This is a genomic window from Bacillus sp. ISL-57, assembly GCF_018613135.1.
In the GTDB taxonomy this organism is placed as follows: Bacteria; Bacillota; Bacilli; order Bacillales; family DSM-1321; genus Peribacillus; species Peribacillus frigoritolerans.
Map to the genome: position 1 here is coordinate 160,583 of NZ_JAGGQV010000007.1, position 17,848 is coordinate 178,430.

The following is a 17,848-nucleotide window of genomic DNA, read 5'->3' on the forward strand; positions in this document are numbered from 1 at the left end:
TTTACTCCTCGATTTCTTTTTGAAAGGATTCTGATATGGTGCCTAAATTGCGTATCTTTGCATTAACGGTTACTTTCACATCCAAATTTGCGAATTCCTGATCCCAATTTCCTTCTAAACGTTTCCATTCTTTGGGATCAGTTCTATGAATTTCTTCACCAAAACCGAAGATGTCACTTTGATACTTCTCTTGAAGCGTTTTTATCGATCCTTCTATTTTATCCTTAATGTTTTTTGCGTATCTTTTATTCAATTCTTCAATTTTTTCAGGTTTTGATAAATCGATAGTGCATTCTACTTCACCTATACTCCCTTCTGACGTGACATTTATATCAATTTTCGGATTTCCATTTTTCACTTTCCCCTTGATTTTCGTTTTTGAACTAGTCGTGTTGACCGTAATTTGCTCACCCTCACATGGAATATTTACCGCAGTAGACTTAACATGATCTGTAACGTAACTAACACCTTTACTATCGTTCCTGTTTAACCAGCCGACAAGTTTATCCTTCTTGAATACTCCAAGATAGTCCAATCGCAAACCGGATTTCGGGGAGATATTTTGTGCATTCGTAACCTTGCTTCCGGATTCGGGATCACCATAAACTAGAATCCCCGTTAGCATGGCCTGTCTGCCTTTGCTGACGATACTGCTGACCAGCTCATCCAAAGTGACCGTCCTTGTCGGCGCCCATCTTTTCTCTGAATTTTCCAAGGAGTTAAACACTTTATTTGCCGGTATTTTTTCAAGGGCCGTTTGCACATTAAGCGTATCATAAGCAGTTGAACCCTTCGCAACGGTCATATAGAAATCGGAACGCAACTCCTTTTGCCGGGAAAGGACATCCAGAGGCTTTGCAATTCCTGCCCTGGCCATTTCCTCACCAAAGACAACTTCACGAAGATGTGCGACATATAACCTTCTTGGTACATCAGTTGATAGGCTTCTTATTGCTTCAGCAATGGTTACACCGCTTTTCCTGAAGGTTACAACTTCCGTGCGTCCAGACCTGGCATCACCAGCCAGCTCACTCGGATTCAGAACTTGGACGGTTACAAGATATCCTTTATCCGATTTATCGATTCCCATGGCAGTAACGATGGCAAGTTCATTCAACTCAATGCTGCTCCAACAGCCTGATAAACAAATTATAGGTAACATTAAAAATACCTTTAGCAATTTTTTCATCGAAAAACCCTCATAATCTCATCAATTTAACTAGGTGGTTTCGGAGAACTGATATCTCCTCTGTCTGTATCGTTTTTACTGATCAATCGGGGCCGCTTTAATAATGACCAATGTGGCATACGAATGATGTTGTCTTTTTGATCTTGTAAAATGAATGGTGCATTTGGAGCTAAATATGGTAAACCAAAAGATCGTAAGCTATTTAAATGCAGGACCATCACGATCAGCCCCAAAATGATCCCGTATAATCCAAATGTAGCGGCAAGGATCATAAACAAGAATCGAAGCATACGAAAAGCGCTGGCCATACTATTGGCTGGAAACACAAAGCTGCAGATGGCTGTCAAGGACACGATGATAACCATTGTTGCTGAAACGAACCCTGCTTCCACAGCAGCCTGTCCAATTACTAATGCACCAACGATGGAAATGGATGAACCGATTGCCCTTGGCATCCTCACACCTGCCTCACGCAAAATTTCAAACACTACCTCCATCAGCATCGCCTCGACAAAAGCAGGAAAAGGAACTCCCTCTCGTTGTGAAGCTAGACTTATGAGTAATGGAGTAGGAAGCATTTCCTGATGAAAAGTCGAAACAGCTACATACAGTGACGGTGTCAGCAAAGCAAGGAAAAAGGATAAATACCGTAATACTCGAATTAATGTGGCAATATCTGCCCGTTGATAATAGTCTTCACTGGACTGGAAAAAATGCACCATCAGAGCCGGAACGATAAGGACAAACGGCGTTCCGTCAACCATTATCGCAATCCTTCCTTCTAAAATGGCAGCGGCTACAGCATCAGGACGCTCCGTATTGTAAACCGTCGGAAATGGAGTGTATACTTCATCCTGAATAAGCTCTTCAATGTATCCACTCTCAAGAATCGCATCTATATTGATTCGATTTAACCGGCTTTGCAATTCTGAAACGGTTTTATCATTGGCAACACCTTTTAAATACATAATCGCAACGTCCGTTTGCGTTTTTTCTCCAATCTGCTTTGTTTCAAGCCAAAGGTTAGGATCTTTTATTCTCCGTCGTATTAAGGCAGTATTTGTTCGCAGCGTTTCAGTAAATCCATCCTTTGGCCCTCTTACTACTGTTTGGGAGGAAGGTTCTTGAACTCCGCGATCGACCCACCCTCTCGAGCCGAGTGCCAATCCTTTTGGGGAGCCTTCCATCAATAACATCGTGTCTCCCGATAAAACATGGTTGAAAAGCTTTTGAAAATCTGTAATTTCCACTATTCCCCCTACAGGAAGAGTATGTGATTTTATCAATTCAAAACAATCAGGTACCGCTACGTCCAAGTCAGAGTTCCGAATTTCAACCATCAAAGTGTCGAGGATTAAATCCTGGATGGAAGCAGAATCCGTTAATCCATCTGTGTAAACGATGCCTAACTTAATTTCCCCATTTTTACCTGCTTGGAAATCCCTGATAACGATGTCTGAACTATTTCCTAACGTTTTCTTAATATGGTCTATATTATATTGAAGATCAGGGGATATAAGTTTTGTTTGATGATTCTTTGAGCCATTACTTCTGTTTTGGGATGTAACTGGATTTTGGTTTTGGTTTTTGGTTTTGCTGGAGTTTGGATTTTCGCTTTGATTCAGGTCTTCTAGTTGTTTTTTATTTTTCACCGATTGTTTAACTTCAATTAACTTCCTCAATGGGATAGGAACTCGAGATTTCAATGCTAACCCCCTCATAACCAAAAGTTTGTTAAAATTAGGTTTTCACCTTCGCTGCAATTATATCCATGTATGTAAAATAAATTGCTGTTCAAAAAACATTATATACATGATAATCTTTTATCAAAATTTCACTTTTTCCCTTATATCTACGATTGTTATCAACCACTTCCCGCATCTTTTCACACTCGGAAACAATTTGCCTTTTAGAATCAATTCGGCAGGGTGCACAATCTAAATCAATCCATTGGGAGTTATGTATAAAAGCAGCCTATGAGTAAATGCATAGATTGCCAATATTCGCATAATCCATTATTGGACTAAATTGACAGAAAAAAGGATGGTTTAGGGCCAAAAAAAACCCTGTATATTTCCACAGAGTTTTTAAAAGCTTTCAACTAATTTTTGGATGGCTTATATTAGGGCGTAAAGAACTTTTTTCCTTCATTCCAAGTTAATTAATACCTGGTTTTCCCAACCTCAACTTCATAATCATTATGTCCCCATTTTCCCAACACACTTGAAGTCGCGACATTTAATTTCCGGTACATGTACGATAAAAAGACTACGCCCAATAAGTCCTCTTCCCCATCCTAATATGGGTGAAAAGGCGCCGCTTTCAAGCTTCCAACGTAATATATTCAGCTCCTTGTTCTTTTGCCCAATTATGTATATAACTGAGCAGATTATATCCAAGGCCACTGGGACGATGATTTACATCAGTAACCAAATCTTGTACATAAACATAGCGTTCATTATATGAATCTTCACGCCAGCTAATACCTGCTAATGCTACAATGCTTGTATCATGATATAAAGCAAATAACTGTTTACCCTCCTTACGCATATCATTTAATAAATCTAGATATTCCTTTAAACTCAAATCTTTACGTAACTGACTCAATATAGGATAAGCCTGTAAAAATTGATGTTCTACAGTTAACTCCACTATATTTTCCACTGGTATTTTCATACTAATATTCTCCTAACATTTTAAGTTAAACTGCTTCGCCTTGCCCTTTATGACTCCGGATTAATTTTCTGACATTTAGCCCTATCAAATATGCTTGATAACCTAGAGCTTAAATGTTTTTCAATATCCTCTTCCTTTCTCCATATATTAGATATACCTATAAATCATATGCAAGGATCGTGCCATACCAAAGGAAATGTACAAGTTCAGTTCTATTAATATCGTCCCGGAAAGTCGAGAAGGTCCCTAACAAGTACGGATTTTTGAAAAATTAGGCCATGATAAAACAATATACGTTCCTTAACCATTTAGGTTCGGGACTAAGGAATTAAATTACTTTCTCTTGGACAGTAATTCCATGATTGTATAGTAGAGCTACATCAGTAAAAAGGCAGAAAATTCGCGACCGATTGATGTAACGGGGTTGGATTGTTGAAGATAGGCAATTATGTCCGTGTGAATAACTTGAACAAGAATAGACAAAAATAAGGAGTATTAAGAAGGAAGGAACAAACAAATAGGTGAAAAATAATGCCTGGTAGTTTCAAAATTTCATCACATCAATTGATGATTTTAATCCTTTTGTATTCGGTAGGAACGGTTATTTTACATACTCCTTCTCCTTTAGCTGGTTTTGCAAAGCAAGATGCGTGGCTTGCTGCATTATTTGGAACAGGAATCGCATTAATTTTTGTATGGTTTTACATCAGGGTTGGAAATTTATATCCTGATCTCGCTTTAGATCAAATAAATGAAAAGGTTTTCGGTAAGTTAGTCGGAAAGATGATCAATCTCACTTTTTTCTTTTGGTCTTTTTCAACTGCTGCAGAGACCACTTATTATGTGGGGAATTTCATTAAAACTTTTTGGATGCCGGATACTCCTCTTGTAGCATTAAATATATTGTTAGCTGCCGTGGTGATCTTTACAGTTCACCTTGGTATTGAAACTTTTACACGTACTCTGGAAATATTCTTCATACCCGTATTACTATTACTGACTATTTTTTTGGTTTCCATCATTCCTCAAGCAAACATTCATAACATTCAGCCAGTATTTGAAGGAGGAGCCAACCCCTTAATACGGGCGATACTTTTTTATGTCAGCGTGTTCACGCTGTCCCCTGTTATGTTTTTAATGATTTTCCCTTCAAAAGTCAATGAAAGAAAAAAAGGGGAAAAGGCTTTTTATATTGGCACTTTGATTGGAGGAATCATATTAATTCTGGTTATCATGATGAATATCTTGGTTCTTGGACCCGATAACACCGCAAGAAATATCGCTCCAAGCTATACGATGGCAAAAAAAATAAATGTAGGGAATTTCCTAATGCGGATCGAAGCAGCAATTGCCACTATTTGGATTTTTACAACCTATACGAGGACGGTTATGTATTTTTATGTTTCTGTTGTCGTATTTTCAAACATATTCAATATAAAAGATTATCGGCCATTTACTACAGCATTAGGGATGATAATGGTTTGTTATTCATTGATTGTTTTTCCGACGGTCTCTTCATCCGGGGAATACAATAAACATATATGGTTATTCCATGTAGCGGCTTTTGGTCTGGTATTGCCTTTATTATTATTTATAACAGCTAAATTTAGAAACATCATTAAAAAGCCCCCTGGTAGACAACAATGATCATACTAAAGTAAGATGGAGAATTTAAAAAAGAACAACATAAAAATACCCTAAAAATTCAATTTTGCCGTTCAATCTGCTCGATTGGATGATCGTAATGAATATTTACGAATGAGGTGAGTATATTGAAACATAAAATAATCATTATTTTTAGTTTGGTATTTATAGCATTCATGACTGGTTTACTCATCTTTTACCTCAAAAAAGATGATTCTTCTCGATGGATGGTGGCTCTAGGGGGAATATTGGTAAGTGCCTTGCCCATTTCATTACTGTTTGTAAAAAACAACCCCTTTAACATTCCAATCATAATCGGCTATTATGTTTTTGTTTTCTGTACTTCATTTTTAGGGTCCATCGCAAATTTTTATGTTGATTTTAAATGGTGGGACTCTGGACTTCATTTCTACAAAGGCATCTTCGTGGGTTTTGTGGGGATTGCCCTTTATAAACTATACATCCCTCAAAAAGCGGGAAAAGATGTTTCTAGGTGGGTCATTTTCCTTTTTGTTCTTTCACTTTCAGTCACTGCCACTGTTCTTTGGGAAATATATGAATTTGTGGGAGATCTCACTTTTACTCATACCATGCAACGAGGCGGTAATAAAGATACCATGTACGATATGATTTTCGGACTTACTGGCGGCTTGCTCATTTCCATTTATTCTAGTGTACAAAAATTAAAATTATAATGATTTGTTGAGGTAATCATATGAATCGTAAGCTAGTTATTTCATTAAGTTTAGTGTATGTACTTTTCATGGGGGCTTTATCTATTTATTACTATACAGCCGATGAAACTTTCAAATCACTGGTTTCGATAGGCGGTGTGGTATGTGGGGCACTTCCCCTTTCACTGGCCCTATTTACCAAGCTTCAATTCAATTTGCCAATTATCATTTCCTATTTGATCTTCTTATTCGGTTCACAATTTTTAGGATCTATTTTAGGTTGGTATGGACTGGGTTGGTGGGACACATTTTTGCATTTGTTAAGCGGTTCCCTTCTTGCTTTTACGGGAATTGCTTTATATGAACGATTGGTATACAGAAATGCGGGCAAAGAGATTTCCCCTTGGTTCGTCATTTTGTTTACCCTTTCTTTCTCGGCACTTGGTGGTGTCATATGGGAGATCTACGAATTTAGTTCTGATCAATTATTCGGAATGACACTACAAGGCGGGGGAAATAAAGATACAATGATCGATTTAATCGCGGATACGATTGGAGGACTTATCATTGCAGTGTGGGCTGGAGTGCGGACAAAGGTAAAGTTAAAAAAAATATAAAAAAACATTCCAGTTGATTTCAGGTACCTGCTCCCTTTCCGCCGACTGTCTGCCAAGCCTCCTCGACGCAAACGCCTCCGGGGTCTCGGAAAGCGAGTGCCCCACGTTCCAATCAACGTCCAAATTTGTACCAGCAAAAAAAAATGTAGCCAAACTCGATGAAAATCGAGTCTGGCTACATTCTGAAACGACCATCTTAACAAGGGTCATTTTTATGTTCATTTAAATATGATGGAAATTATTTTTTCCGTCGTCATCGTACTATCCACCACATATGTTCCAGGTCGTAACCCGTTGGCCTTGCCTTTCTTTTCAACCGCGTCGGAAAACTCATTGGCATTTTTGATGACTTTCGCTTTTTGCAGGGTTTTACCCACATCGATGCTTGTCGAGCCTTTGGACACAGTAAGAACTGTACGGTATATGATTTTTTCCGTTGGTTCTTTTACCGTTTCTTTTTCCGCCTCCGCCTTATCTTTAACCGACTGTGCTTCAGCAATCTGATCTTCCCATTCTTTTTCGGAATGTATGACATACCCTTCTGAAGCCAGAGACTCTTTCATTTCATCTTCTGATAGTTTCTCAGACGTGCCGGTCGCTTCACCTGGACCAAAGAAGTACACTGCACCGCATAAGCCTGCGGCAACAACAAGGCCTCCGGCAAAGCTGCGCATTGATTTAGATGTCATTGGCCACATTTCTCCTTTCATTCGTCGTTTTCATGTAAGGAGTAAGCATCCGTACTATTTCTTCTTCCGGCTGTTTTGTCTTAAGTGCGATGCTTTCAAATGAATAGCCCCGCTTATGTAGGTCGAGTACTTCACGCAACATGTTTCGCTTTTCGGAAGACATTCCCAAAATGCCTGCCTCTTGCACCGTAATTTCAGCATCTATCTCGATGTTCCTGATTTTTTCCTGTAATACATTCATTTCATCCCCAAAAGTGCTGGCAATCTGTTCCAATTGACTGTCCACTTTTACAGAATCCTTTTTAATAAACGATAAAATGAACAGTAATACTGCTGCAGCGAACAAAATGATCAGAGCCCATTCCATCATTCTATGTCCCTCCTTAATCTTTGAATCTAATATCTCGCTTTCTAATTATATATTGATTTGTTCCAAAACTCGATTTAAAAGTACTAAATACCACAATAGTCACGTATTTATGACAAAAAAAGGCGTGGGAAGGTCATCCATAACTATTAATAATGAAAAAACTAAAAATAAATCTTCCATTTCAGGACCATTTTACCATAACCCATTCAGCATTCATACCATTATTGGTATATTAAGGTGAATGATCTTTATTTCGCCTCCTCATACTGCGACAATTTTTTTCAACACATATAACAGGGCATTCCATTGATCATCCACATATATCACTGCGTTTACTTTTCCCTCAAAAAGGTCCAAGGGTATATTAAATGACAAACATGTTTCCAAACGATAAGATATATATAGGTTCCTTTTCCTATTTCATTAATAGGTACGATTTTTTCAGTGCCATTTATTGGTGCAAGATAATAAGGAGGAAGCAATGAAGATCAAAATAAGCAATATACCGGGTTTCATGCAAGACGAAATCGAACAACTTCAATTAAAGTTGTCCCCCTTGTTGAAGAAAAATATGAAATACGGTTTTTTTTCAACGGTGATGATAGGCTTTTCCATCATTAATCTTTTTTTTCTTTTATTTAAGAACGACTCTTTGCCCATCTCGAAAATCGCACTTGGAATCTATGCATTGGTGGGAGCTGTAGGATTTGCCTTATTAAAAGAAAACAAACACAACCAAAGAGAAATAGTTAAAATGAGTCAAAAATATATGTTGGATAGAATCAATAAAAGCAACTATTTAACAGATGCCAGAAAAAACAATTACTTTAAACGGGTAAATGAGTATCCGCTTACCGCCATGAATGTTTTTTTTGACTTTCTTGCTGAAGAACAACAAAGGAAGAACAATTCCTCCCACCCCGAATAAATAAAAAGAAGTTTGCAAATTCCATAACAAATAAGGGAAAAAGGCAACACAAAAAAAACAACTCAACCAGTATGCACCGGTAAACTGCCGAATCATACTGGTTGGTTGCTTAGGTTTTTTGATTTGCAAATTCTCCATGAACGCCATTTTTAAGTGCATTCCAATTTCGAGCTCAGTGGTTAGTCCTGGAGCTTGTTTTCAATGAGTTCATGAAAATAGACTGCAGCATGTTCTGTTGGAGAAAAGATTCCATTTGTAAATGCCTCGGTACTTAATCCTTTTTGCAGTTTTTCCACTAGATCAAAATCTTCCTGCCGTACTTGATCAACAAATTTAAAATATTCTTCTTTTTCTATGGTTGTTTTTTCATCTAAGGAATAATCCCGATAAATACCTAACGACGTCACAGCATCAACCGGAATTACTTGAATGGTATTCACGTTTCCATCTCCTGGATAAACGTTAATCATCATATTTGGCCAAACCCAATAAAAACGCGCTTGGTCCCCTTCGCCATTTTTGCTTGCTGTCATATATTGATAGGTGAATTTGTCATGTGTCGTTGTGCAAAAGTTTGCTAAATCAAAGGATTTAGCAAAGCCAGGATGAGCAATGGAACAATGATCACATTCCAGGTAATTGTCAACAACGGCCTTCCAATTAGCTTTTACTACACGGCGGGTTTCCCTAACTAGTTTCAGAGAATCAAAGAATGGATACTCTTTCATTTCCTCTAAAAATTCCCGATATGCTTCTGCCATAGAGGGTGCATTTTTGTCAAGATTGACAAAAATCATGGCATTCTGAACTTCTAAGCGAATGGATTTCATACAGCTGTGTACCCCCAGTTCATTCGTTTTAAAATTAGGGGCTCTATTTACACTTCCGTCTAATTTGAACGTCCATCCATGGTATCCGCATTGCAAAATTTTCTTATTTCCTTTATCGGCGTTTTCTACTTTCATTCCGCGATGAGGGCAAATATTGTAGAAAGCACGCAGTTCACCATCGGTCCCGTGAGAAACGATAATAGGCTCTCCGGCGATATCCAATGTCATGAAATCGCCTACCTTTTCCACTTGGCTTGCATGCCCCGCCAAAATCCAACTCTTTCTGAAGATCTTTTTACTTTCTTCATTGAATACCTCTGGATCGACATACCGTGAATAAGGCAGTGTAGGGCTGAACTGTACATTTTCTTTCGTGGACATATTGAAATCCCCTCCTGTTTTTGATCTAAGTTAAAAGTTTAAAAACGCTTTAGTTTAATTTTAGTTATATCCGATCCATATAGACTGTCTTGACTTCTGTATAGAATTCAACGGCACTTTTCCCTTGTTCACGGCTGCCCGCACTTGAATTTTTACATCCGCCAAATGGCATTTGCGGTTCGGTTCCTGCAGTTTCCGAATTGACATGAACAAGGCCCACTTCAACATCTTCAATAAACCGTTGAGCCGAAGTTAAATTATTCGTACAAATGGCTGCGCTCAATCCATACTCTGTATCATTCGCCATCTTAACTGCTTCCTCATAATTTCCGGCCTTAAAAAGGGCAATGACTGGTCCAAAGATTTCTTCACGCGCAATGCGGGCATGTTGAGGAACATTTTCAAAGATTGCCGGCTTGACGTAAAAACCATTTGCCAATTCCGCTTCTGCCGGGATCTCTCCTCCGCACAAAAGTGTAGCTTCTGATTTCCCAACATCGATCATTTCAAGCACTCCATCGCGTTGTGATTTAGATACAGCCGGACCTATATATGTTTCTTCGTTGAGCGGGTTGCCCATTTTTAATTCTTTCGTACGAGCCACCAGAAGATCCCGGAATCCTTCATAAATTCCTTCCTCCACAATCACACGGCTAGTGGCTGTGCACTTTTGCCCTGTGGATTTAAAAGCTCCGCCAATGGCTATTTCCACTGCTTTTTCAAGATCAGCATCTGCAAGGACGACGAGCGGGTTTTTACCTCCCATTTCCACTTGCACTTTCTTACCATGTTCAATGGCTAGTTTTTGAATTTGCTGACCTACTTGATTCGAGCCTGTAAAAGATATAGCCTTCACATCAGGATGTTCCACTAATGCAGCGCCAATGACGGAACCCCTTCCGAATACACAATTGATGACACCGGGCGGAAGACCCGCTTCATCAAATGCTTTTAGCACATGATGGACAGACTTAGGTGTAAGATCAGCCGGTTTAATCACGACTGTATTCCCGTAAATCAGGGCCGGCGCCAATTTCCATACAGGGATGGCGATAGGAAAGTTCCACGGTGTAATCAAACCCACCGGACCGAGCGGGGTACGGGTAGTATATAAAAATGTATTGGCATTGGCTGAAGGAATTACTTCCCCGAGTGGCTGCCGAGCTTCAGCAGCATAATATTCAAGTATGCTGGCAGCCCGATTGGCTTCCCCCATCCCTTCCAAGAATGTTTTCCCTTCTTCCTGTATCAAATCTTGACCTACTTCCGGCATATTCCTTTTCAAAATATCAGCTGCTTTTTGCAAATATGAAGCCCGTTGCTGAAACGACAAATTTTTCCAGTCAGGATATGAATTTTTTGCGGCTGCCACTGCATCATGTAAATCAGCCGCAGCACTTGATGGAAATTCCCCTAAATTTTCACCATCATGGGGACTAAGATTTTCTCTATACTCCCCTGTAGTGGGTTCTTTCCATTTTCCATTAATATAATTTAAGTAACGCATACTATTTCCTCCGTATTCTATTATTCTACTTCTCTAATTTATAGGTTTGCTTTTAACTGCAAACTTCTACATGAATCTTAAACGACCGTTTTCTTATAACTTGCATATAATAATCACTATTGAATAAAATCATTGGTCTGTTCATTTGTTAAGGCTGGCACCTCGACGTTCCTTCGCGCATATCTGAAGTAGTAAAATATATAGCAAGCAACAACGAAACCCAATCCCCAATACAACGAAGTTCGCTGTGTCGGATCATAAGCGGTGAACACGAAAATACCTAGACACATAATGATGCAGAGAATCGGGGCAAACGGGAAGAAAGGCACTCTAAACTTCAGATTTTCAACCTTTCCGCCTGCTCTGATATACTGCTTCCGGAATCTGTACTGTGCGAAAGCAATCGCCATCCAAGTAAGCACCCCTCCAACCCCGCTTATGGAAAGCAGCACAACGAATAACGTTTCTTCCGCTACTACACTAGTAAGCAGCGACAGTAAGGCAAAGACCATGGTGACTAGTAAGGCGTTCATAGGTACACCGCGCCGATTGAGCTTTCCAAATGCAGAATGCGCCATACCGTTTTGAGAAAGGGAGAAAAGGATCCTGGTACAAGCAAACAGACCCGTGTTTCCTACAGAGAGGACCGCCGTCAAAATTACGAAATTCATAATGTCAGCTGCATAAGGAATGCCTACCATTTCAAACACGGTAACAAATGGGCTTTCCAGTACACCGACTTCTTGCCAAGGAACGATGGCCGATAGAACAAAGATTGCCAGTACATAGAAAAGCAGTACACGTATTACAATGTTTCGAATCGCTCTCGGAATGCTTTGTTGCGGGTTTTCCGTCTCACCTGCTGCAACACCCATGATTTCCGATCCCTGGAAAGCGTATACGACTGTCATCATAGATATGAACACACCCGTGAATCCTGTAGGAAATAGTCCATCACCTATAAAATTGGAAAAGAACGGAGCAGGTTGTGCATCCTCCATATGAATCAATCCAAACATCGCTGCTGCACCGATAATTATGAAAAGAATGACGGCAAGCACTTTAATACCGGAGAACCAATACTCTGTCTCTGCAAAACTTCGCGTAGTCAATGCATTTATAGTGAATAAAAGTACTGTAAATATCACACACCATATCCATACTGGTATATCGGGAAACCATCTGGTCATGAGCAAACCGGCCGCTACAAATTCCAATCCTACGTAAAGTGCCCAGCTCAGCCAGTAAACCCAGCCAATGACAAAACCAGTGGCGGGTCCAATAAATTTCGTTGCATGGACCTGAAAGGAACCAGACACCGGCATCACTACCGATAATTCACCGAGACAAATCATCGCCAAGTACATTAATAAACCACCGACCAAATAGGCGACAATCGCTCCTGAGGGACCAGCTTCACCGATTGCATATCCTGATCCCAGGAAAAGACCTGTTCCAATTACCCCACCTAAGGAGAGCATGAATAAATGTCTACTCTTCATTGAACGCTGTAATTCTTTTGGCTGATTTTCATCTTCTGTTTGCATGAATTCCCCCCCTTTTCTGATCGATAAACTGCCTAAGCACCTTTATGGTTAACATTAGTTAACGAGAGTTCCCCGATAACGCTTCGGATGGCTCTTCATATTCCGGCAAGTCGCTGATTGTCGGTTTAAATATTTCATAAGCTACTTCTCTTTGATATTTATTTTCGTATTTAGCTTTTTTAAACAAATGATACGTATTTTTCCTGCATAGTCTTTCAATATCATCAACGACAGCTTGTGGATTTGGTTTAACTAGTCCGAAAATCACCGCATCATAAAACCTTATCGCCCCCAGGTTGGCAACGAAATCATTGACAACATCAATACCTCTTTGTTTTATGATCTCGTCTCCCTCAGGAGAAAGGGGAATGTTTGCCGCCTCCACAATCAAACTCGCTTTTACGCTTTTAGCATTAGATATGTGGATGACATCCTCCAGTGCGGACGGAATTAAAATGTCGCAATCAATGTCGAGCCATTCCGTGTTTGGCCTTACATCATAACTCGGTTCAAAAAAGGCCTTATCCATTTCTCCGTACATATTTTTATGATCAATAAGCTTTTGGACATTCAATCCTTCTTCACATGTAACCAAAAGGGCTGCATCGGAAATTCCCACAACTTTATAACCTAACTGGGTCATTTTCAATGCACAGCTTGCGCCTACACAGCCGAACCCTTGAATGACGACTCTCGCTCCGGCTTTTCCGCCTTTAAATTTCCATGCCTCATCTGCGGAAAATGCCACACCATAGCCTGTTACGACATCGTTTAAAAACAACCCGTCGATTTTTGTCGTCAACAGTTCATCGAAATCTTTTATCCCTTGCAGAACATTCGGATTCTGCTTCATTGATTTCGTTAGGGGGATATCAATGCCAAATTCATTAAATATTTTGAGTACATCTTCATATTTGGTACCTAAATCACTGCCTAACGATACCCCTATATCTATATAAGGCATCATCGCAATCAGAAATCTTCTTAACACTGCATATGCGTCTGGCGCTTTATAATCATAGGCAATGCCCGCTTTACAACCGCCAGTCGTCTCAGACTCACAGGCTACATACTTATAAGCCATCGCCTCGGCCAGCCTTTCGACCTCTTCTCTTGTAACCGTTGGGTGCATTCTTGTACCGCCGCCTGTGTATCCTTTTACAAAGTTATGGACGACCAGCCAGCCTTTAGCATCTGTTTCCGTATCATTCCATTCAACAACTATATATGGTTTTAACAACTATGATACCTCCCTTGCATGCCTTTTTTTTATTGGGTCCCGCCAACTTCCAATGTTAATTGTTAGACACTAGCTTTTCGTGTACTTCCTTCTTATCCTGGCCTACAGTTAGAATCTTTGGATTTACTGCAACTTCTATTACAGCCGGCAGCCCTGATGCAATCGCCCGTTGCAGCGCTGGCGCAAAATCAATATTTTTTTCAACCTTTTCACCATGCGCCCCAAATAAGCGGGCCAATCCGGCAAAATCAGGATTAGATAAGTCAGTTCCAACGGCCCGGTTTGGAAAATGCTTTTCTTGATGTGCTCGAATTGTTCCGTAAATATTGTTGTTCACAACAATTGATATGGTCGGAATTTTATACCTTACAGCGGTTTCAATCTCTTGGAGAGTCATCATGAAGCCGCCATCTCCTGAAATAGAAACAACCTGTTTGTGAGGCTGCGCCAGTTTTGCCCCAATAGCAGCAGGCAGTCCATATCCCATTGCACCCGACGTTGGCCCCACGTATGTGTTTTCTTGTTCAAAACGATAATATCTTGATAGCCATCCAAAAAAGTTGCCTGCATCATTTGTAATGATGGTATCCTTCGGCAGACAGACAGCCAGATCATGCATCAATCCGTCCATATCCACGAAATCTTCTGTGTAATCGAACTTCGGTTCAGAAAATTCAATATATTTATCGTGCAATTCTTTAAGATGATCTTCGCCTGAAATAAAAGATCCTGATTCTGGCGCTTGCAGTGCTTGTTCCAAAAAGCTCCTGGCATCCGCTTCTATGGCAAGCGAAGGAGCATACACTTTACCAAAAATATCGGGACAAATATCCACATGAATCAGCTTTGAATTTTTAGAAAGCAAGGTGTAATCTTGTGTTCCTACTTGAGAGAATCGTGTCCCTAATGCCAAAACTACATCTGCCTCCCGGATTGCATCAAGTAAATATTGGGGTGTCCCAAATCCAAGCCATCCTGCATAGCAAGGATGTGAGTTCGGAAACGCGTCAAAACGACGGAAAGCTGTAACGACAGGAAGTTTCATTGCCTCCACAAACTGTACAAGCAACCTATTGGCCTTAGAATGAATCACACCTCCGCCAGCAATCAATACGGGGCGCTCCGCGTTTCGTATCATATCCCTCGCCTGCTTCACATCTTCCATATGTGGTTGAGGAGGAAGCGAACGATATGAAGTGAATATGTTCAACTCTGCCTCGTCTTCCAACATGTCATGCGGCAAAGCCACTAATACAGGGCCCGGACGCCCGGATCTCGCAATATGGAAAGCACGTTGCAATAATTCCGGGATTCTTTCCACACGATCGATCTCTACCGTCCATTTACATAAATGACTGAAAAAACCCGTCAAATTCACTTCCTGGAATGCTTCCTTTTCTTTAAAAGGGCGTTCGACTTGGCCAATAAGCGCAACCAAAGGGGTTGAATCCTGAGCAGCAGTATGAATGCCGATAGCTAAGTTTGTAGCACCCACTGCACGCGTTGCCATACAGACTCCCACCTCTCCTGAAGCCTTGGCATACCCTTCCGCCATAAAAGAGGCACCTCCTTCATGCCTTGCGGAAATAAGTTCTATTTCAGGATGTTGGTATAGTGCATCCATTACACTAAGATAACTTTCACCTGGTACACAAAAAGCTTTTTTTACCCCTTCTTTAGCCATTACTTCTACGACTGCTCTTCCTCCACTGACTTTCATAATCAAGCCTCCCGCTTTCAAAAACGTGTTTTTATTCTATTAATCTATGATTATATGAATATTGGACTGATTCCCACTGTCATTTAACAAGCTTTTCCATTCCTGTAGCCTGTTTATTATCTTCTTTCATCCCAATTGAAGTTTTTCTTGTAACGGCACTCACTCCTAAAGTCACTGCGATGTTGATGAATAATACAGCTAACCCTACATCAAGATCTTGTATGGCTTGCGGCAGAGATGGAAATAATGTAGCAAGTGTCGTACCTGATGTGGTCAAGTACACAACAATTAGAATTCCAACGATCATTCCGGCAAATGCCCCTTGAACCGTGACAGGATTCTTTTTCCACAGACTGAAAAACAATGCTGGAAACAACTGTGCCATGAAGCTATATGCCATAAGATACAACGTAAAAATCGACTCCCCGCCATTGAACGTAAAATATAGAGTCACTATAGAAATGACAGGTACTAACATCCTGCTCAATCTTTGTAGCTGGTCATCCGATGTATTTGGCTTCCATACCTTATATACATTTTTTGAAAGTATCGTGGCCGTGGCCGTCAACACGAGTGAACTGGGAATAAGGGCGGCCATTGCCCCTGATGCTCCAATAACCCCGACAAACCAGGGATCAAATGACATCTTCGCCATTTTAAATAAAGCTAAATCTGCTTCTGCTCCTTGTAAATTCGGAACTTGGAGAATCGCAGAAAAACCAATAAATAACGAAAAAATGATGATTACTTGATAAATTGGCATAACCCCAGCATTCCAACGAAGTGATTTCGGACTTTTTGCAGAGAACACTCCCGCCAACATATGAGGAAACATATAGAATGCCAGTGCTGTCATGATCGTAGCTGATATAAACCAAGAGATACTCAAACCTTGTTCCGGGAAAATCAAAAATCCTTGTTTTGCTGTATCGATTGATTCAAACATCGGCTGTATACCACCGTAATAATGAATTGGAAAATAAATCCCCATAAAGACGACAACAGTCAGAATCATGATATCTTTAATGACCGCGGTCCACGCCACTCCATGCATCCCTGAAGCCGTTACATAAATCGTGATTGCAATTACCCCAACAACTATAGCCACATTCGGAGAAATGGACTCATAGGAGGCTTCCGATACGATTATTCCTAATCCTTTCAACTGCATGATCAGATATGGAATAATAGAAATGACGCTAATTACCGCCACAAGAACACCTAGAGCCGGACTGTTGTATTTTTTGTCATAAAAATCAGATTGAGAAATGACATTATTTTTTTGGGCATATCTCCAAATAGGCGGCAACAGCCAATAGGCGATTACAAAATAGAAGCAATTGAAAGCGTATAAGGCAGGAGGCATACCAGATCGATAAGCTCCTCCGCTTGCCCCCAAAAACGTATATGTCGTAAACATTTCACCTGCTATCAAGAAGAAGAGCAATAAGCTGCCGAAACCTCTTCCGCCAATAGCCCATTGTTCCAAACTCATATTTTTACCTTTTCGAGCTTGAAGCCCTAACGATATACACAAAACCAGAAAGAAAAGGATAACGAGCAGGGCTTCATTCATCAGTCTTCTTCCTCCTCGGTTGCAGGATCAAGTTTATTAGCGATTATCAAAAACACTGATGTAAGACAAACCCATAAAATAGCCCAAAAAAGAACGAATGGCATCCCTAAAACATAAGGTTCAATTCGATTGATAACCAAAAGCGAACCAAGTGCCGGTATTGCACTTATCACATAGACTATTTTCTTCATTTGTTCACCATCCTTATCAACAAATGCCAAACTTGAACCACCCAACCTGGTTTTCTGAAAAAACAGATA

General features: G+C 40.1%; 16 protein-coding genes. 4 read left to right on the plus strand and 12 right to left on the minus strand.

Annotated elements, in window-relative coordinates:
- Position 1: 1 nt before the first annotated feature.
- The 3 genes from J7I90_RS12135 to J7I90_RS12145 all read right to left on the minus strand — a co-directional run bounded on the left by J7I90_RS12135 (position 2) and on the right by J7I90_RS12145 (position 3,865).
- Positions 2-1,189: a Ger(x)C family spore germination protein gene (locus J7I90_RS12135; RefSeq protein ID WP_214771922.1), complete on the minus strand. Its 1,188-nt coding sequence runs from the start codon at positions 1,187-1,189 to the stop codon at positions 2-4.
- A gap of 26 nt (positions 1,190-1,215) precedes the next feature.
- Positions 1,216-2,814 (minus strand): spore germination protein, encoded by a 1,599-nt coding sequence (locus J7I90_RS12140; RefSeq protein ID WP_396020133.1) that lies wholly within the window; start codon positions 2,812-2,814, stop codon positions 1,216-1,218.
- Positions 2,815-3,511: 697 nt separating this feature from the next.
- The gene (locus J7I90_RS12145) at positions 3,512-3,865 is read right to left on the minus strand and encodes a GNAT family N-acetyltransferase (RefSeq protein ID WP_214771926.1); all 354 of its coding nucleotides are present in this window, start codon (positions 3,863-3,865) and stop codon (positions 3,512-3,514) included.
- 531 nt (positions 3,866-4,396) lie between these two features.
- Between J7I90_RS12145 and J7I90_RS12150 the strand changes: the two genes are divergently transcribed.
- The 3 genes from J7I90_RS12150 to J7I90_RS12160 all read left to right on the plus strand — a co-directional run bounded on the left by J7I90_RS12150 (position 4,397) and on the right by J7I90_RS12160 (position 6,800).
- Positions 4,397-5,512, plus strand: coding sequence for a GerAB/ArcD/ProY family transporter (locus J7I90_RS12150; RefSeq protein ID WP_214771928.1), 1,116 nt, complete (start codon positions 4,397-4,399; stop codon positions 5,510-5,512).
- A 116-nt stretch (positions 5,513-5,628) separates the two neighbouring features.
- Positions 5,629-6,204, plus strand: a complete 576-nt coding sequence (locus J7I90_RS12155; protein WP_311381002.1) for a DUF2238 domain-containing protein — start codon at positions 5,629-5,631, stop codon at positions 6,202-6,204.
- Positions 6,205-6,224: 20 nt separating this feature from the next.
- Positions 6,225-6,800, plus strand: coding sequence for a DUF2238 domain-containing protein (locus J7I90_RS12160; RefSeq protein WP_214771931.1), 576 nt, complete (start codon positions 6,225-6,227; stop codon positions 6,798-6,800).
- 218 nt (positions 6,801-7,018) lie between these two features.
- Here J7I90_RS12160 and J7I90_RS12165 read toward each other — a convergent pair whose 3' ends face one another.
- Together J7I90_RS12165 and J7I90_RS12170 are read right to left on the minus strand one after the other, a co-directional pair.
- Positions 7,019-7,489, minus strand: a complete 471-nt coding sequence (locus J7I90_RS12165) for an endolytic transglycosylase MltG (RefSeq protein ID WP_214771932.1) — start codon at positions 7,487-7,489, stop codon at positions 7,019-7,021.
- Positions 7,479-7,859 carry a hypothetical protein gene (locus J7I90_RS12170; RefSeq protein WP_214771933.1) on the minus strand — a complete coding sequence of 127 codons (381 nt, stop codon included), beginning with the start codon at positions 7,857-7,859 and terminating at the stop codon, positions 7,479-7,481. The genes J7I90_RS12165 and J7I90_RS12170 overlap by 11 nt, the downstream gene beginning before the upstream one ends.
- 481 nt (positions 7,860-8,340) lie before the next feature.
- On the opposite strand from J7I90_RS12170, the gene J7I90_RS12175 reads away from it, so the two are divergent.
- Positions 8,341-8,787 (plus strand): DUF5392 family protein, encoded by a 447-nt coding sequence (locus J7I90_RS12175; RefSeq protein WP_214771934.1) that lies wholly within the window; start codon positions 8,341-8,343, stop codon positions 8,785-8,787.
- Between the two features lie 179 nt (positions 8,788-8,966).
- On the opposite strand, the gene J7I90_RS12180 is transcribed toward J7I90_RS12175, so the two are convergent.
- From J7I90_RS12180 to J7I90_RS12210, 7 genes are all read right to left on the minus strand, one after another.
- Complete coding sequence (locus J7I90_RS12180; RefSeq protein ID WP_214771935.1) at positions 8,967-9,998, minus strand: aromatic ring-hydroxylating oxygenase subunit alpha; 1,032 nt, start codon at positions 9,996-9,998, stop codon at positions 8,967-8,969.
- A gap of 64 nt (positions 9,999-10,062) precedes the next feature.
- Positions 10,063-11,505 (minus strand): aldehyde dehydrogenase family protein, encoded by a 1,443-nt coding sequence (locus J7I90_RS12185; RefSeq protein WP_214771936.1) that lies wholly within the window; start codon positions 11,503-11,505, stop codon positions 10,063-10,065.
- A 116-nt stretch (positions 11,506-11,621) separates the two neighbouring features.
- Complete coding sequence (locus J7I90_RS12190) at positions 11,622-13,052, minus strand: amino acid permease (protein WP_054400315.1); 1,431 nt, start codon at positions 13,050-13,052, stop codon at positions 11,622-11,624.
- Between the two features lie 58 nt (positions 13,053-13,110).
- A complete protein-coding gene (locus J7I90_RS12195; RefSeq protein ID WP_214771937.1) occupies positions 13,111-14,292 on the minus strand; it encodes a Glu/Leu/Phe/Val family dehydrogenase in 1,182 nt (393 codons plus the stop codon).
- Positions 14,293-14,347: 55 nt separating this feature from the next.
- Positions 14,348-16,012 (minus strand): thiamine pyrophosphate-dependent enzyme, encoded by a 1,665-nt coding sequence (locus J7I90_RS12200; protein ID WP_214771938.1) that lies wholly within the window; start codon positions 16,010-16,012, stop codon positions 14,348-14,350.
- Between the two features lie 79 nt (positions 16,013-16,091).
- Positions 16,092-17,588 (minus strand): sodium:solute symporter family protein, encoded by a 1,497-nt coding sequence (locus J7I90_RS12205; protein WP_214771939.1) that lies wholly within the window; start codon positions 17,586-17,588, stop codon positions 16,092-16,094.
- Positions 17,588-17,809: a DUF3311 domain-containing protein gene (locus J7I90_RS12210; protein WP_396020130.1), complete on the minus strand. Its 222-nt coding sequence runs from the start codon at positions 17,807-17,809 to the stop codon at positions 17,588-17,590. Before J7I90_RS12210 ends, J7I90_RS12205 begins: the two co-directional genes overlap by 1 nt.
- Between the last annotated feature and the right edge of the window lie 39 nt (positions 17,810-17,848).

What these genes read in the sequence shown, in the direction of transcription:
- J7I90_RS12135 (WP_214771922.1), bottom strand. Translation starts at nt 1,189, where the DNA reads ATGAAAAAATTGCTAAAGGTATTTTTAATGTTACCTATAATTTGTTTA.
- J7I90_RS12145 (WP_214771926.1), bottom strand. Translation starts at nt 3,865, where the DNA reads ATGAAAATACCAGTGGAAAATATAGTGGAGTTAACTGTAGAACATCAA.
- J7I90_RS12150 (WP_214771928.1), top strand. Translation starts at nt 4,397, where the DNA reads ATGCCTGGTAGTTTCAAAATTTCATCACATCAATTGATGATTTTAATC.
- J7I90_RS12160 (WP_214771931.1), top strand. Translation starts at nt 6,225, where the DNA reads ATGAATCGTAAGCTAGTTATTTCATTAAGTTTAGTGTATGTACTTTTC.
- J7I90_RS12165 (WP_214771932.1), bottom strand. Translation starts at nt 7,489, where the DNA reads ATGACATCTAAATCAATGCGCAGCTTTGCCGGAGGCCTTGTTGTTGCC.
- J7I90_RS12170 (WP_214771933.1), bottom strand. Translation starts at nt 7,859, where the DNA reads ATGATGGAATGGGCTCTGATCATTTTGTTCGCTGCAGCAGTATTACTG.
- J7I90_RS12175 (WP_214771934.1), top strand. Translation starts at nt 8,341, where the DNA reads ATGAAGATCAAAATAAGCAATATACCGGGTTTCATGCAAGACGAAATC.
- J7I90_RS12180 (WP_214771935.1), bottom strand. Translation starts at nt 9,998, where the DNA reads ATGTCCACGAAAGAAAATGTACAGTTCAGCCCTACACTGCCTTATTCA.
- J7I90_RS12185 (WP_214771936.1), bottom strand. Translation starts at nt 11,505, where the DNA reads ATGCGTTACTTAAATTATATTAATGGAAAATGGAAAGAACCCACTACA.
- J7I90_RS12190 (WP_054400315.1), bottom strand. Translation starts at nt 13,052, where the DNA reads ATGCAAACAGAAGATGAAAATCAGCCAAAAGAATTACAGCGTTCAATG.
- J7I90_RS12200 (WP_214771938.1), bottom strand. Translation starts at nt 16,012, where the DNA reads ATGAAAGTCAGTGGAGGAAGAGCAGTCGTAGAAGTAATGGCTAAAGAA.
- J7I90_RS12205 (WP_214771939.1), bottom strand. Translation starts at nt 17,588, where the DNA reads ATGAATGAAGCCCTGCTCGTTATCCTTTTCTTTCTGGTTTTGTGTATA.